This is a genomic window from Subdoligranulum sp. DSM 23681 (assembly GCF_057005535.1).
In genome coordinates, this window is sequence record NZ_CM168050.1 from 2,907,157 (window position 1) to 2,923,022 (window position 15,866).

Below are 15,866 nucleotides of genomic sequence, written 5' to 3' on the forward strand. Positions count from 1 at the left end.
AGAGGGCAGCGGTTCTTCTGCGTATGTTTTACAATCCATATGGCGACAGACCGGCCCAAATAACAAAAGCTGCTGCCGCAGGAGGAACTCTGCACGGCAGCAGCTTTTGGTTGGAGGCATCTGTTACATGCCAAGGAAATATCTGCAGAACAAGGCGGCAACGACGGCGCCGACAAAAGGAGCCGTGCCGGGAACCAGCAGGCCATACTGCCAGTCATTGTCGGTCTTGTTGCGGATGGGGAGAAGCTGATAGGCAAGGCGGGGACCCAGGTCGCGCGCCTGATTCATGGCGAATCCGGTGGTGCCGCCGAAGCCCATGCCGACGGCCCAGACCAGCAGACCCACACCGATGGGAAGCCAGCTCTCATAGTTTTTGGCAATGCAGAGAATGGCGGTCAGGAACACTGAGGTAGCAAAGGCTTCCACAAAATAGTTGCGCGGCAGGTCTCGCATGGGCGGGTTGGTGGAAAAGATATTGCGCACGGCGATGGGGTCCACCTCATCTGCGCTGGCCCGGAACTGATCGGCATACATCACATAGCAGATCAGAGCCCCCACAAAAGCGCCGGCCATCTCCGCAATGGCGTAGGGAACAAAGGCGGACCAGGGGATCATACCCAGGATGGACTGTGCCAGAGCCATGGCGGGATTGAGGCACACACCGCCGAAGATCATCAGCACCACCGAGATGCCGAAGCCCCAGGTCGTGATGGCAAACAGATGGCCGGACCCGCGGTATTTGCTGTTTTTCAGCACTTCGTCACAATGGACGCCGACACCGAAAACGATCATCAGACCGGTGCCGAGAAATTCTGCCAGAAGATTGTGAATCATGATTTCCTCCTGCTGCTTTTACTGAACGACTACCGACAGACCATCGGGGATAACCGCAACTTTGGCACTGCTGCCCATACGCAGCAGCGCGCGGGCCAGGGCATCATCCGCGGTGGGAGCCAGTTCCAGATGCAGGTTGGCGGCAATCTTCGGATCCAGAAGATCCGAGACCAGGATCACATGGTACTTGGTCAGGATGCGGGCCAGAATCTGGCTGGTCCACTGTTCGGGAACCGTTTCCAGACGGGGCGTGGCAATGGCTTGCGCCAGGAAGGCCTCAGGAGACTCGGCATTTGCAATGTTGTCATAAAAAGCCTGTCCGCCGTGTCCGTCGCGGCAGCCGGCTACCATGATGATGATACCGCCTTCACGGATGGTGGCTTCGGCGGCGGTCATACCCTTCACTGCCTGGTACACGTTCTGATCCAGCGGATAGCCGCCGTTGGTGGTAACGGCAATGTCGCAGGGCACCTTGTCCACATGAGCCAGATCCTTGACGAAGTTGCAGCCGGCCAGATGTGCCTGCTCCACATCGCCCGCAAAGGAACCGATAATCTGCTTCTCTTCGTTGAGCACCACATTCAGGATGAATGCCAGCTTGGCGGCATGGGCGGCAAACACCATGTCGGCATGGATACGGTTATGGTTCAGGTTCCCGGTGCGGCATTCGGGAGACGCGATAAATTCACCGCAGTGGTTGGCCTGGATGGTCTTATAGCTAGAAATACCGGGCAGAACGGCCTTGCGTCCGCCGGAGAATCCTGCAAAGAAGTGGGCTTCAATGAAGCCTTCCGCCAGCAGCAGATCTGCCTCGGCGGCGACGCGGTTGATCAGGCAGTGTCCGCCGCTGGGAAGAACGCCGATGTCCACCATGGCCGCGTCGTCCCGGGCGTCATGCATGACGATCTCCTCGTGATCCACGATCTCCTGGCCGTACTTGGCAATCAGTTCTTCCCGGGTGGAAGCACGGTGAAAGCCGGTTGCCACCAGGATCCGGATACGGGCATCCGGGGCGACACTGCGGATCCGGCGCAGCAGGATGGGGGTGATGATGGCCGAAGGCACCGGACGGGTGTGGTCAGAGCTGATGATGACAATGTTCTTTTTGCCCTTGGCCAGTTCTTCCAGGCTGGGAGAACCAATGGGATGGTTCAGAGACTCTTCCACCAGTTCGGCACCGGACTTGGTCGGGCGATATTCCGCCTGACGGGAAACAAGCACGCCGGCCAGATTGCCTTCCGGCACATGCAGCGTTTGGGTCCCTGTATCATAAGGCAGGCTGATCTCTTTCATGTGAGCACACTTCCTTTTGAAATTGAGGTTGATTTCGGAAAACTCACCAAGTTTAGCATGTTGGGTATGGACAAACCACCCCAAAAGATGGTATCATTTGTTACACAGAATCAGATAAAGGAGCCGTTTCCGGATGGACAGCAATGCATATCTGTTGCAGCAGCTTGCGCGCTGGGGGTACACCCTGGAAGAACGCCCGCGGCACGCCTATCTGGCATACTGCGGGCTGGATCAGCCGTTTACTTATGTGCTGGCCCACGGGGTGGTCAAGACAAGCATCATCCTCAAAAACGGCAGGGAGTTTAATATTGCCTATCTCAAAGGGCCTTCGGTTATTTCTCTGCTGCGGGACGAAGTCTCTGCCTTTACCAGTGCACCGTTCAATATCCGGGTAGAGAGCGACAAGGCGTCTTTTTACAAAGTTCCCCGGGTGGAGCTTTGGAACAATCTGAACCACGATACCGGATTGCAGCAGTATGTAAAGGAATACTATCGGCAGCGCTGGAGCGAAAGTATCCGCAGCCAGCAGCTGCTTGCCATGAACAGCAAGCGCGGGGTCATCTGCGGTTTTCTGCTCAACCTGGCCCAGCAGTTCGGGCGTCCGGTGGACGGGGGCATCCTGATCGATTTTATCGTTCCGTATGAAGATATTGCCGGGTTCTGCGGGATCTCCACCCGCAACAGCGTCAACCGCATCATCAGCGAATTGCGGCATGACGGCTTGCTGGATCTGCGGGAACGGCATATTCTGATACCCTCACTGGAAAGCCTGCGGGAACAAATTGCGGAGTGATGGAACAGGCCCTGCAAGAGGGTATTTGCAATCTGCCAAAAAAGCCATGAGGAAAATTGGGCAGGACACCGAAAAGTGCGTTCCTCTGCCCAAAGCTGTTGACTTTTTGTCAAAGCCGTGGTATTTTGAACTTGTGAAATTGATCGCCTCGCCTTTGCGGCTTGGCTTGGTTGGATTGTTACCGGTCATGCGGGCTAGACCAACTCTATCTTCAAAACTCAGCGGTGGGCTTTGTGCGATAGGGCTGGTATTTTTTTTGCAAAGGAGGCGCAGGGTTGCGCATCAAAAAGGTCATCAATAACAATATCCTGTGTGTCATTGATGAAAAAGGCAGTGAGATGATCGTGACCGGTCGGGGCATCGGCTTCGGGCGCAAAGTGGGGCAGTTTGTGGACCCCGGTCAGGTGGAAAAGACCTACCGCATGGAAGATCAGAAAGAGCAGCGCCGTCTGCGGGAACTGGTGGAACAGATTCCGCTGGAACATCTGCGCCTGACGGAAGAAATGCTTTGCGAAATCAAAACCGCAATCCCTCAACCCCTGAACGAATCTCTGCTTATCACGCTGGCAGACCATATCAGCTTTGCCATTCAGCGCAAGGAGCAGGGCATAGAATTCAAGAATCCGTTGACGGGCAGCATTCTGTGCTACTATCCCACCGAGTACCAGCTGGGCAAGCGGTGTCTGGCCCTGGTTCAGGAGCGCTGTGGTGTGGAGCTCAATCCGGATGAAGCTGCATTCATTGCGCTGCACATCGTCAATGCCGAGCTGAACACCGACATGAGCGAGATGTACGACATCACCCGCTTCATTGACGGTGCGGTGGAGGTTGTGGAGTACTTTTATTCCGACAGGCCGCCTTTCGACCGTGACTCTCTGGAATTCAGCCGGTTTGTGGTTCATCTGCGTTATTTTGCCCAGCGACTGTTTCAGGACAAGCTCATGCCGGACAGCGATGACGAAAGTGACCGCATGTTCCGTGCCCTGATTGCCCGCAACTGCAAGCAGCATTATAAATGTGCCCGCTGTGTGGGAGAATATGTGGAGAAGACCTGGCACAAAAAGCTTTCCGAAGAAGAATTGATCTATCTGACCATTCACCTCAAGCGCATTGCGGGGGATACCCGCGAACCGGTGCGCTGAACACAATCGTATAACGGGCCGTCCGGACATCCGGCGGCGCGGGGTAGTTACCGCTTCTCTGTATCAGGCGGGCTAGACCTGTATAAACTGGACAGGGAATTTTCTGTGCGGTTTGTATAGGTCTTTTTTTATACAGTGTCCGTAATTCAACCCTGTCTTTATGGTAAGGAGGAAACCTGATGAAAGACAAAATCTTTGGCGTTCTGCAGCGTGTAGGCCGTTCGTTCATGCTGCCCATCGCCCTGCTGCCGGTGGCTGGTCTGCTGCTGGGCATCGGCAGTTCGTTCACCAACGAGACCATGCTGGCGGCTTACGGCCTGTCCGGCGTGATCCATCCCGGCACCGTGATCTACACCATCCTGGACATCATGAACCAGTGCGGCAGTGCGGTGTTCAACAACCTGGCCCTGCTGTTTGCCATGGGTGTTGCCATCGGCATGGCCAAAAAGGAAAAGGAAGTGGCCGCGCTGTCCGGCGCCATCGCTTACCTGGTCATGAATACGGCCATCAGCGCCATGATCAACGCCAACGGCGGCGTAGAGGCGATGGAAGCCAACTCCACTGCTTCTGTGCTGGGCATCACCACCCTGCAGATGGGTGTGTTCGGCGGCATCATCGTCGGCCTGGGCGTGGCGGCGCTGCACAACCGCTTCTATCGCATCCAGCTTCCCCAGGTATTGTCCTTCTTCGGCGGCACCCGCTTTGTGCCTATCGTCTGTACGGCCGTGTACCTGGTAGTGGGCATCGTTATGTTCTATGTCTGGCCAGTGGTGCAGCATGGTATCACCCTCTTGGGCAACCTGGTCATCAGTTCCGGCTATGTGGGCACCTGGATTTATGGCCTCATTGAGCGCGCACTGATTCCCTTCGGTCTGCATCATGTGTTCTATATGCCCTTCTGGCAGACGGCCGTGGGCGGCACCGCGGTGATCGACGGTGTGACCGTGCAGGGCGCTCAGAACATCTTCTTTGCCGAACTGGCCTCCAAGTCCACCACCGTCTTCTCGGTGGAAGCTACCCGCTTTATGGCCGGCAAGTTCCCGCTCATGATCTTTGGCCTGCCTGGTGCGGCTCTGGCCATGTACCGCACGGCCCGTCCGGAAAAGCGGAAGGTGGTAGCGGGCCTGCTGCTGTCTGCGGCCCTGACCTCCATGCTTACCGGTATTACGGAACCCCTTGAATTCACCTTCCTCTTTGTGGCACCTGCCATGTACGCTGTTCACTGTGTCTATGCCGGCCTGTCTTATATGCTCATGCACATTCTGAATGTGGGCGTTGGCATGACCTTCTCCGGCGGCCTGATCGACCTGACTCTGTTCGGCATCCTTCAGGGCAATGACAAGACCCACTGGATCTGGATCCCCATTGTCGGTGTATTCTACTTTGTGCTGTATTACTTTACCTTCACCTTCATGATCCGCAAGATGGACCTCAAGACTCCGGGCCGTGAAGACGACAACGAAGAGCCCAAGCTGTACACCCGCAGCGACTTCAAGGAAAAGACCGGCATTGGCCCCGACGGTGCGCCCCGCAAGGGCGGTGATACCGTTTCCGCTTTGATTCTCAGCGGCCTGGGCGGCAAAGCCAACGTTTCCGATGTGGATTGCTGCGCCACCCGTCTGCGCGTTACCGTGGTGGATGCTGCCAAGGTGCAGGATCCTCTGCTGCGTCAGAGCGGCGCATCCGGCATCATTCACAAGGGCAACGGCATTCAGGTGATCTACGGACCGCAGGTGTCGGTCATCAAATCCAACCTGGTGGAATATATGGAAAGCCCTGCAGCGGACCAGCCCCTGACGGTGGAAGCACCTGCAGCCGCGCCGCAGCCGGCTCCCAAAGCAGCCGAGACTTCCGGCAAGGCTGAAACGCTGGGAGCGCATATGAATGGCGAGGTACTGCCCATGGAAGAGGTAAAGGATGAGGCCTTTGCTTCCTGTGCTCTGGGTGAGGGAATTGCCATAGAGCCTTCCGAAGGCAAACTCTATGCCCCGGCGGATGCTACTGTGGACAATCTCTTTGATACCCACCATGCTATTGGTCTGGTGACCGAGACCGGCGCCGAACTGCTGCTGCATATCGGGATTGACACCGTCAAACTGGGCGGTGAGCACTTTACCGCCCATGTGAAGGTGGGGCAGAAGGTCAAGAAGGGTGATCTGCTCATCAGTTTTGATATGGATGCCATCAAGGCCAAGGGCTATCTGTGCACCACCCCCATGATCGTCTGCAACACCGATGACTACAAGGCGGTCAAGCCTCTGGTAACCGGTACTGTCAAGGCGGGTCAGGATATTCTGCACGTGGAATGATCTTCGTCTCTCACGCCTGAACAAAACAGCGGGAACATCGGACCAACGGCGCCGGGGTTCCCGCTGTTTTTATACCTTGCCTGTGCAGAAATCCGCAGGCGGTAGTTGACGTTTCAGCCGAAGCAGGGTATGCTTACAGTAAATCGAACACTGTGTCAAACAAGGAGGCGACCATGGCAGACAAGACCGAACGAACCTACCGATCCGCGGATGGAGTGACGGATATCCACGCATGTTGCTGGATGCCGGATGACCATAATCCCAGAGCTATCCTGCAGATTTCCCACGGTATGCTGGAGTTTGTTGACCGTTACGATTCTTTTGCCGGATATATGGCAAAGCAAGGATTTCTGGTGGTCGGCCATGACCACCTTGGACATGGGCTGTCGGTGCGTTCTGAACAGGACTGGGGGTATTTCACCGCAGGGGATGGTTCCGAAATCCTTTTGCAGGACCTGCACACCCTGCGCACACTTACCCGGCAGGAATATCCGGGCATTCCGTATTTCATGCTGGGGCACAGTATGGGCTCTTTCATTCTGCGCCGTTATCTGATGGAGTATGGAGAGGGTCTAACGGGGGCCATCATCTCGGGAACCGGCTACAAGGCAGAAGCGCTGGCGGATGTCTTTTTGGCCGTCTGCCGTGTGCTGGCAGCACTGCACGGTTGGAATTGCCGCAGCCGGTTGGCAAAAGAGCTTTTCTTTTCCGGCTCCTTCCATAAATTTGATATGGACGGCACCCATCCGGAAAACAGTTGGCTGACTTCTGATTCCGATATCGTTCGCTGTTATTATGCAGACCCGCGCTGTACCTTTCCTTTTACGGTCAGCGGTTACTACACCATTACCCGACTGCTGAAGAATATCCAGCGGCCGGAAAACATTGCAAAAACACCGCAGGCGCTGCCCCTTTTGTTCGTCTCCGGTGCGGATGACCCGGTAGGGGAGTTTGGTGCCGGTGTGCGCAAGGTCTGCGAACTGTACCGGGGCGCCGGTCACGACAAGCTGGAACTCAAGCTGTATCCCCAGGCACGGCATGAGGTACTGAATGAGAAAAAACGACTGGAATACTGGCAGGAGATCCTGAACTGGTGCTGCGATCTTATCTGAAGTCAGGACCATATATAAAATAAAAGGGCGGTGCGCAACCGGAAAGCTGCGTGCCGCCCTTTGTTTATTGCCAAACCAGTCAGCGTCTGCGTACACTGAACCCAAAGATGGTTCCGCATACACCGCCCACGATATGCATGAAATTGGCTACATTATCCTGTACGAACAGAATGTCGTATACCTGCTGTCCCAGGTATAAACCGGCCACCAGCAGCAGAGTCAGCGGGATGGAACCGCCTCGGGTACCTGCCAGACTGGAAAGCATGATCAGCATGAATACCACACCGGAAGCACCCAGCAATGCCGTACCGGGAAACAATACACACTGCAGGATGCCGGAGACCAGGGCTGTGAAAGCTACCCCCAAAAGCAGGGTACGGCTGCCGTATTTTTCCTCCAGCGGCGGCCCTACCACCAGAAGAAGCAGCATATTGTTGATGAAGTGGGACCAGTTGGCATGGCCCAGAACATGCAGGAAAAGCCGCGCGTAAAACAGGGGATCGGTGATGGAAGAGCGATACACGCTGAACAGATGTGTGGTCGTCCAGCCGTCGGTCACGCGGCCCAGAATCAGTGCCAGCAGAGAAAGAAAAAAGATGGAAAGGGTGACAGGGGCATTATACTGAAAACTGATGGTGCGTCTTTTCACGAGCACGCCTCCCTTGCGGTTGTCCGGTGATACAGATAAATTTTATTATACTGCAGGGAAGCCCAAAAATCAAAGGTCTCGTTTGGACAAATCACGATTGTAAAATCCCGGAAAAATCTTTCGCTTTGGGGTGAAAACGCTGCTAAACCATGCTATAATGACAACATAGTGGCAGTCTGCCGCTTCCAAGTGAGGTGTTGGCGTTGAAACAGGCAAACCGCCGGGATGCGGCCTTTCTTGCCGGCGTTACCGTTGCCGGCATGCTGGCTGTGCTGTGGGGATCCTGCTTCCTGATCGCACCGGTCTGGCAGGCGGGGAACACGGCTGGATTCCAAGTGCCCCTTCCCACGCCGCAGCCCTGTGTGGACCCGAACACAGCCGACCTTGAAACGCTGATGACCTTGCCGGATATCGGACGGCAGAAAGCCGAAGCGATTCTGGCATACCGCACCGAAAACGGGCCGTTCCTGTGTGTGGAGGACCTGGATAATGTGCCGGGAATTTCAGCGCAGATGGTGCAAACCTGGGCAGACTGCCTGACTCTGGACCCCGAATTTTAAGAAGGAGGGCGTTGTTTTGGACACGACCGAAAGTATTTTTATCAATCGTGAATTGAGCTGGCTGGATTTTGACAGCCGCGTACTGGCGCTGGCCAAGGAAAAAAGCGTGCCCTTGGGGGAGCGTATCAAGTTTGCGGCCATCTTCGGCAGCAATATGGATGAGTTCTTCATGGTACGTGTGGGGTCGCTGTACGACCAGACCCTGCTCAAAAACAACAAGCTGGATATTGTCACGCACATGACCGCTTCGGAGCAGATTGCTGCCATTACCCCCCGCGTGGCGGAGCTGCAGGCCAAATGTGATAAATACTGGCAGCACCTGATTGGTGCACTGGCCGAAAACGGCTATAAGAAACTGGACTTCAACAAACTGGACAAACAGCAGGAGCACTTCTGGAAAGCCTATTTTCAGCGGGAGATTTTCCCCATTCTCAGCCCGCAGATCGTGGACCAGCGCCATCCGTTCCCCTTCCTGCGCAACAAGGAAATTTACTTCATTGTGCAACTGTATACCAAGGCGGACGGCGTGCACTACGGCATCATTCCCATCAGCAATCAGTTTGAGCGTGTGCTGTACATGAAGGATGGCAATACCACTTACTTCGCCTTCGTGGAAGAACTCATTGCCCATTACGCCTCCGCCATTTTCCGAAAGAATGCGGTACAGAAATCCTGTCTGTTCCGGGTCACCCGCAACGCCGATATCACGGTGGACGAGGGCATGATGGACCATGATATCGACTTCCGCGATGTCATGAGCGAACTGCTGAAGAAGCGCCGTAAGCTGGCGGCCGTCCGGCTGCAGTTCTGGCCGGAAGGTCCCCAGGATATTGTCAAGTTCCTGCGGGATAAGCTGGTGGTCCCGGCGGACCGCTGCTATGTGCAGACTTCGCCTCTCGATTCCGGCTGCCTGTTCCGTCTGGCCAGCCGCATTTCTGCGGACGGCAACGCATCTTTGTTCTATCCGGTGGCCCGTCCCATCCAGGCGCCCGCCGGCTATGATCTTTATAAGGAAGCGCATGAACATGACGTGCTCATTGCGTATCCGTATCAGAGCATTCGTCCTTTTATCCGCATGCTGCTGAAAGCCGGTGCGGACCCCAATGTTGTTTCCATCAAGATGACCCTGTACCGTATGGCCAGTGACTCCCAGATCGTGCAGGCCCTGATTGCCGCCGCCGAGAACGGCAAAGAAGTAGTGGCCATGGTGGAGCTGCGCGCCCGTTTTGACGAGCAGAACAACATCGACTGGTCCAAACAGCTGGAAGAGGCCGGCTGCACCGTTTTCTACGGCTTTGACGATTACAAGGTACACTCCAAACTGACCCTGATCACCAGTAAGGTGGATGGCAAGTACCATTATCTGACCCAGATCGGTACCGGCAACTACAACGAAAAGACCAGTGAGCAGTATACGGACCTGTCTTTCATCACTTCGCGCCAGGAAATCGGAGAAGAAGCCAGCGCCGTGTTCAACAACATGGCCCTGCAGCGCCTGACCAGTGAAGCCGATACCATGTTGGTGGCCCCGCTGCGTTTCAAGACGGTCCTGCTGGCCGAGATGGATAAGCAGATTGCCCGCGCCCGCCGGGGTGAGCGCGCCTCCATGATCCTGAAAAACAACTCCATCAATGACCCCCAGATCATTGAAAAAATCAGTGAAGCCAGCTGTGCAGGTGTCCGTGTGGACATGATCGTCCGCGGCATCTGCTGTGTGCGCGCCGGTGTGCCGGGTAAGACCGAAAACGTGCACATCCGCAGCATTGTCGGCCGGTATCTGGAACATTCCCGCATTTACTGCTTCGGAGACGGGGAGGATATGCACATCTACATTGCGTCCGGTGACTTCCTGACCCGCAATACCGAACGCCGGGTGGAAGTGGGCGTCCGTGTGGACGACAAGCGCATTGCCCGTCAGCTGCGCGGCATTCTGGACCTGCAGCTGCGGGACACCGTCAACGCCCGGGTCATGCAGCCGGACGGCAGCTACACCAAGGTGAAACCCGCCGAAGGGGAACCGCCGGTGGACAGCCAGATGGCTATGTATGGATACTTCCAGCATGCTTTTGAGCGGCTGGATCCGCCTGAACAGACACCTGCACGCAAACCGGTCTCTGCGGTCACCGCGCCGCGCCCGCATCCGCAGGTGCGGCGGGACAGCGCCCGGTTCCGCGGTCTGTTTGAAAGTCTGCGCGGCATCGGAAACAACAAAAAGTAAAACGGTTCCGATGATTGGTATCAGGAAAAATAAAGGGGAGAAAATACCATGAAAACCTGTGTTGTCACTGCCAGTTACAGCTGCCCGCCCAGTAAGGTGTGGCTGTATCTGACCAACCCGAACCTCAATCACTGGCGCACCGATCTGAGTGAGGCTGTTGTCGATACTGACGGCCTGCGCATTCAGGAAAAAAATAAAGACGGCAGTGTGACCGAAGTGCAGATCGTGGAAGCGGAAAAGCCTCGCCGTCTGCGCTGCACCTTTACCCGCGGCAAGATCAGCGGCTCCTTCACGGCAATCCTGCTGGGCGGCGGTGACGCCACCAGCCTGGAGTGCACCATGGAAGTGGCAGGCATGGGCCTGTTCGCCAAGCCGCGCAAGGGCTTGGAAGAGCGGCTGGAAATGCTGCGCAAGGCTCTGGGAGACTGAGCCTTCAATTTTATAAAAAGTGGCCCGGTGCCGGATTTCCTGCGGGAGTCCGGCACCGCTTTTTGCATTGTTTGTACATACCTGCAGCAGCCGGCGCATACTTTGTCTCATGGGTCACGATGAAAACAAAAGGCAGGAGGCGAGGCAGATGTGGGAGGACGCTACCCCCAAAGCGCCGCAGCGGGAGGAAGAAATGCCAAGGCCGCATCTCCGGCAGCAGGAACGGCAGGGGGAGTATGTACTGCTTGCTCAGATTGTGCTGAGCCTGCTCTTGTTTGGATTCTTGTACACAGCCAAATTCATGGACTGGCCGATATACCGGCAGTTTCGCACCGAGTTCAGCACCGCCATGCAGGCGCCCGGGCCGGCGGTGTTTGCGGAGGATAGGGGCTTTCTGAAGTTTACCCAGCAGGCCTGCGCGGAACTCTGGCAGTCTGTACGGCAGGTAATGGGCGAACTGCGCGTGGAGGAACCGGCTACGGCGGAAACGGCACGTCCGGTACATGCTGCCAATCGAGCGGCTCCCGCGGGCAGCAGCAACGAAAGTTACCTGCCGCCTTTTTCTATGGTGTTTCCGCTGCCGGAAGGGATCGGCGCCGGTACGTCCGGATACGGCTGGCGCATCAATCCGGTCACAGGGGAAGGGGAGGAATTCCATACCGGTGCGGATCTTTCCGCCGCCGAAGGCACGCCGGTGCTGGCTGCGGCGGACGGTGTGGTACGGATGGCCGGCACACATAAAAGCTATGGAAATTACATTCGCATCCTTCACAAAAACGGGGATGAAACGCTGTATGCCCATATGCAGTATCTGTATGTCCACGCAGGGCAGAGCGTCCGGCAGGGGCAAGTGATTGGTGCATCCGGTCAGACCGGCAATGTCACCGGTCCTCATCTTCATTTTGAACTGTTCCATGAGGGAATCCGCTATGACCCCTCCCAAGCCTTGGAGAATGCAGTCTGAACCTCCGGTGCGCCTGCGTGCGCCCTTGGTTACTCTCTTTCTGTTGGCACTTTCCCTGCTGTATGACCATACCGGCGTACTGCGGTGGGGGCTTCTGTGCGCTGCTCTGCATGAAGGCGGGCACCTGTTGGCCTGGGCGATTCTGGTACGCAGAATGCCGCGGCTGGAAGTATCGGCCCTGGGAATTTGCCTGCGCATGCGTGGCGTGGTCCTGTCCACGGTGCAGGAAAAAGTCCTGGCAGCCGCCGGACCGCTGACAAATCTGCTGCTGTGCACGGCAACGGTTTGGGTCATGGACCGGTGGGGGTATACCTATGCCGGCTACTGGTTTGCTTCGGCCAATCTTTTGCTGGGCGTGTTCAATCTGTTGCCTCTGCCCGGACTGGATGGCGCAAGGCTGCTCCGGAATTTTTGAATCCATTTGCATTTGTCAGGGGAATCGGGTACAATAGCAGATATAAAAAATCATGGAAGGATGGGACACTATGACAGAGTTCTCCCACCAGCTGAAAGAGGCACTCAGCCTGGTCCAGAAGCCGGGGCGCTACACCGGCGGTGAACCGGGCTGCACTTATAAGGATAAAAGCAAGGTTGACGTGCGCATGGCCTTCTGCTTCCCGGACACCTACGAGGTAGGCATGTCCTTCCTGGGGGAAAAGATCCTGTATGAACTGCTCAACCGCCACGAAAACTGGTGGTGTGAGCGGGCCTTCATGCCCTGGGTGGATATGAAGGAACAGATGGAGCGGCTGAACATTCCCTTGTATTGTCTGGAAAGCAAGGACCCGCTCTCTGACTTTGACATTGTCGGTTTTACCCTGGAATATGAGCTTTGCTACACCAACATTCTGGCCATGCTGCGCATGTCCGGCATCCCCCTGCGTGCCGCCGACCGGGACGAGCGGTGGCCGCTGGTCATTGCGGGCGGTCCCTGCGTGTGCAACGCCGAACCCATGGCGGATTTCTTCGATATCATGCAGCTGGGTGAAGGCGAACAGATGCTGCAGGATGTGTGCGCCGCTGTAGAGTATGCCAAAAAGAACGGCCTGAGCAAGGAACAGCTGCTGCTGAACCTGGCTAAAATTCCCGGCGTGTATGTGCCGTCCTTTTATGATGTGACCTATGAAGAGGATGGCCGCGTCCGCTCCATCAAACCCAACCGCCCCGGTGTGCCGGAGAAGGTGACCAAGGCCATCGTCAAGGATATGGATTCCTTCCCGCCGCCGGAAAACTTTGTGGTACCTATCGTGGGTGCCATCCAGGACCGGGCCAGTGTGGAAGTGCTGCGGGGCTGCGTGCGCGGCTGCCGCTTCTGTCAGGCGGGGCAGATCTACCGTCCTTTCCGGGAGCGCTCTCCCAAACTGATCAGTGACTGCGCCCGCGTTCTCTGCCGCAACACCGGTTACGACGAACTGAGCCTGACCAGCCTTTCCACTTCGGATCATTCCCGGCTGGAGGAGATCCTGGACAACCTGAATTCCTGGGCCGAGTCGGACCACGTCAGCCTGTCCCTGCCTTCTCTGCGGGTGGACAACTTCTCCGAGTCCTTGGTGGAAAAGACCACCCGGGTACGCAAGAGCGGCCTGACCTTTGCGGCGGAAGCCGGGACCCAGCGTCTTCGGGATGTCATCAACAAGAATGTGACCTGGGACCAGATCGAGCGCGGCTGCCGGATCGCTTTCAGCGAAGGCTACACTTCGGTAAAACTGTATTTCATGATGGGCTTGCCTACCGAGACCATGGAGGATATCAAGGGAATTGCGGACACCGCCCAGCAGGTGGTGGACCTGTTCTACAAGATCCCTGACCGGCCGAAAGGCAAGGGGGTGCAGGTGACCATCAGTGTGGCTTGCTTCGTGCCCAAACCGGACACGCCCTTCCAGTTCTGCGCCCAGGACACCCGGGAACAGATGCGGGAAAAACAGAAGTACCTGCTCAGCTGTGTGCACTCCCGCAAGATCAAAGTGAACTACCACGACAGTGCCACCAGCGTGCTGGAAGGTATCTTCGCCAAGGGAGACCGGCGCTTGGGCCGGGTCATCGAGACCGCCTTCAATCATGGCGCTTTCTTTGATACCTGGGAGGAATACTTCGATTATGACCGCTGGCTGCAGGCCTTTGCCGAATGCGGGATCGACCCGAATTTTTACAACTACCGTACCCTGGCCCTGGACGAGGTGACGCCCTGGTCCCATCTGGATGTGGGTGTCAGTCAGGCGTTCCTGGCCCGGGAATACCAGAAGGCGCTGCGCGCCGAGACCACGCAGCCCTGCAACCGCCAGTGCAGCGGATGCGGAGCCAACAAATTGCTGGGAGGGCCGTGCTTTGCTTACGATCAGAATCAGCTTTGAAAAACGGGCCGAAGCGGCCTACATCTCGCTGCTGGATTTGCAGCGGGTATTCCAGCGCATCCTCAAGCGCAGCGGTCTGCCGGTGTATTACACCCAGGGGTTCAACCCGCACATTTATCTTTCCTTCGCCAGTCCGCTCTCTCTGGGGCAGGAAAGTCTGTGCGAGAGCTGCGAGGTCAAGACCGCCGAGGAAAACCCCGACCTCTCTGCCTGGAAAGAAACCCTGCAGCCCTTCATGCCCCGGGGCATTCTCATCCGTTCGGTGGCACCGGCCCAGGAGAAGAGCAGCGAGATCGGCTTTGCGGATTATACCATCACCCTGCCGCTCTCGGCGGAGGATGCTCTCCTCGCTTACAATGAAAGCAAAACGGCGATGGTGAGCAAAAAGACCAAGCGCGGCACCCATGAAGTGGACCTGAAAACCTATATCCCTCGTCTGGACTATGAGAAAAAGGGGGACAGCCTTTCCTTCTCGGTTCGCATGCCCTGCGCCTCCGGCGAAGGAGTCAACCTGAACCCGTCGCTGCTGTTGGCGCATTTGCAGCAGACCCATGCCATTCCGCCCTGGCAGTGTGAGGTGCTCCGCACGCAGCTTTATACAAAAAATGGCGCAGTTTTTTGTTGATTTTCCAAAATAAGGCTTGCAAAAACGGCGTTGGTATGGTATGATATTCGAGCGTTAGTACGCCGGGCCACCGGCGGGGTAATGACAATCATTATACAGGCGGTCCTCTGCCCGATTTTTTGAGGCATGAACGTCGGAAAACATGGAGGAATTGATCAATGGACGCAATGAAGAAACTGACCGAGGGCATGATCAAAGAGAACCGCCCGCAGTTCGAAGTCGGCGACACCGTCCGCGTGTCTGTCCGTATCAAGGAAGGCGACAAGGAGCGTATCCAGGCCTTTGAAGGCACTGTCATCGCGAAGAAGCACGGCGGCATCGCCGAGACCTTCACCGTTCGTCGTACCTCTTACGGCGTCGGCGTCGAGCGCGTGTTCCCGATGAACAGCCCCTTTGTTGAAAAGGTGGAAGTTGTCCGCCGCGGCAAGGTCCGTCGTGCCAAGCTGTTCTATCTGCGCAGCCGCACCGGCAAGGCCGCCAAGGTCAAGGCGCGTATCTGAGAAATTCACAATCCGGCCGTGGTACAGCGGCCGCGAAGGGGGAGGACGGTTGGCGTTCTCCCTTTTTGCGTTTCTTATGGAAAAAAT

At 56.5% G+C, this 15,866-nt stretch carries 15 protein-coding genes; 12 read left to right on the plus strand and 3 right to left on the minus strand.

Annotated features, from left to right (window positions below; all coding sequences use genetic code 11):
* Positions 1 to 123: 123 nt before the first annotated feature.
* Together larD and larA are read right to left on the minus strand one after the other, a co-directional pair.
* On the minus strand, positions 124 to 834 hold the full coding sequence (gene larD / locus AC127K_RS13410) for a D/L-lactic acid transporter LarD (RefSeq protein WP_294540233.1): 711 nt from the start codon (positions 832 to 834) through the stop codon (positions 124 to 126).
* 18 nt (positions 835 to 852) lie between these two features.
* Positions 853 to 2,127: a nickel-dependent lactate racemase gene (gene larA, locus AC127K_RS13415; protein ID WP_483720955.1), complete on the minus strand. Its 1,275-nt coding sequence runs from the start codon at positions 2,125 to 2,127 to the stop codon at positions 853 to 855.
* Positions 2,128 to 2,260: 133 nt separating this feature from the next.
* Between larA and AC127K_RS13420 the strand changes: the two genes are divergently transcribed.
* The 4 genes from AC127K_RS13420 to AC127K_RS13435 all read left to right on the plus strand — a co-directional run bounded on the left by AC127K_RS13420 (position 2,261) and on the right by AC127K_RS13435 (position 7,483).
* The gene (locus tag AC127K_RS13420) at positions 2,261 to 2,920 is read left to right on the plus strand and encodes a Crp/Fnr family transcriptional regulator (protein ID WP_294540229.1); all 660 of its coding nucleotides are present in this window, start codon (positions 2,261 to 2,263) and stop codon (positions 2,918 to 2,920) included.
* A gap of 275 nt (positions 2,921 to 3,195) precedes the next feature.
* On the plus strand, positions 3,196 to 4,062 hold the full coding sequence (gene licT / locus AC127K_RS13425) for a BglG family transcription antiterminator LicT (RefSeq protein WP_294540227.1): 867 nt from the start codon (positions 3,196 to 3,198) through the stop codon (positions 4,060 to 4,062).
* Positions 4,063 to 4,241: 179 nt separating this feature from the next.
* Entirely contained in the window at positions 4,242 to 6,371 is a 2,130-nt protein-coding gene (locus AC127K_RS13430) for a PTS sugar transporter subunit IIABC (protein WP_483720956.1), read from the plus strand.
* Between the two features lie 173 nt (positions 6,372 to 6,544).
* On the plus strand, positions 6,545 to 7,483 hold the full coding sequence (locus AC127K_RS13435) for an alpha/beta fold hydrolase (RefSeq protein WP_483720957.1): 939 nt from the start codon (positions 6,545 to 6,547) through the stop codon (positions 7,481 to 7,483).
* 79 nt (positions 7,484 to 7,562) lie between these two features.
* On the opposite strand, the gene AC127K_RS13440 is transcribed toward AC127K_RS13435, so the two are convergent.
* Positions 7,563 to 8,132 carry a rhomboid family intramembrane serine protease gene (locus AC127K_RS13440; protein WP_294540221.1) on the minus strand — a complete coding sequence of 190 codons (570 nt, stop codon included), beginning with the start codon at positions 8,130 to 8,132 and terminating at the stop codon, positions 7,563 to 7,565.
* A 203-nt stretch (positions 8,133 to 8,335) separates the two neighbouring features.
* Between AC127K_RS13440 and AC127K_RS13445 the strand changes: the two genes are divergently transcribed.
* The 8 genes from AC127K_RS13445 (at position 8,336) to rplS (ending at position 15,779) form a co-directional block, all read left to right on the plus strand.
* Positions 8,336 to 8,692: a ComEA family DNA-binding protein gene (locus AC127K_RS13445; protein WP_483720958.1), complete on the plus strand. Its 357-nt coding sequence runs from the start codon at positions 8,336 to 8,338 to the stop codon at positions 8,690 to 8,692.
* 16 nt (positions 8,693 to 8,708) lie between these two features.
* Positions 8,709 to 10,910, plus strand: coding sequence for a polyphosphate kinase 1 (gene ppk1 / locus AC127K_RS13450; RefSeq protein ID WP_294540217.1), 2,202 nt, complete (start codon positions 8,709 to 8,711; stop codon positions 10,908 to 10,910).
* A gap of 48 nt (positions 10,911 to 10,958) precedes the next feature.
* Positions 10,959 to 11,339, plus strand: coding sequence for an SRPBCC family protein (locus AC127K_RS13455; protein ID WP_294540215.1), 381 nt, complete (start codon positions 10,959 to 10,961; stop codon positions 11,337 to 11,339).
* A 148-nt stretch (positions 11,340 to 11,487) separates the two neighbouring features.
* The gene (locus AC127K_RS13460) at positions 11,488 to 12,303 is read left to right on the plus strand and encodes a M23 family metallopeptidase (RefSeq protein ID WP_483720959.1); all 816 of its coding nucleotides are present in this window, start codon (positions 11,488 to 11,490) and stop codon (positions 12,301 to 12,303) included.
* Positions 12,293 to 12,718: a site-2 protease family protein gene (locus tag AC127K_RS13465; RefSeq protein ID WP_483720960.1), complete on the plus strand. Its 426-nt coding sequence runs from the start codon at positions 12,293 to 12,295 to the stop codon at positions 12,716 to 12,718. Before AC127K_RS13460 ends, AC127K_RS13465 begins: the two co-directional genes overlap by 11 nt.
* A gap of 70 nt (positions 12,719 to 12,788) precedes the next feature.
* The gene (locus tag AC127K_RS13470; RefSeq protein ID WP_483720961.1) at positions 12,789 to 14,654 is read left to right on the plus strand and encodes a TIGR03960 family B12-binding radical SAM protein; all 1,866 of its coding nucleotides are present in this window, start codon (positions 12,789 to 12,791) and stop codon (positions 14,652 to 14,654) included.
* Positions 14,629 to 15,279 carry a TIGR03936 family radical SAM-associated protein gene (locus AC127K_RS13475; RefSeq protein ID WP_483720962.1) on the plus strand — a complete coding sequence of 217 codons (651 nt, stop codon included), beginning with the start codon at positions 14,629 to 14,631 and terminating at the stop codon, positions 15,277 to 15,279. The genes AC127K_RS13470 and AC127K_RS13475 overlap by 26 nt, the downstream gene beginning before the upstream one ends.
* A 158-nt stretch (positions 15,280 to 15,437) precedes the next feature.
* A complete protein-coding gene (rplS, locus tag AC127K_RS13480) occupies positions 15,438 to 15,779 on the plus strand; it encodes a 50S ribosomal protein L19 (RefSeq protein ID WP_294540205.1) in 342 nt (113 codons plus the stop codon).
* Positions 15,780 to 15,866 lie beyond the last annotated feature (87 nt).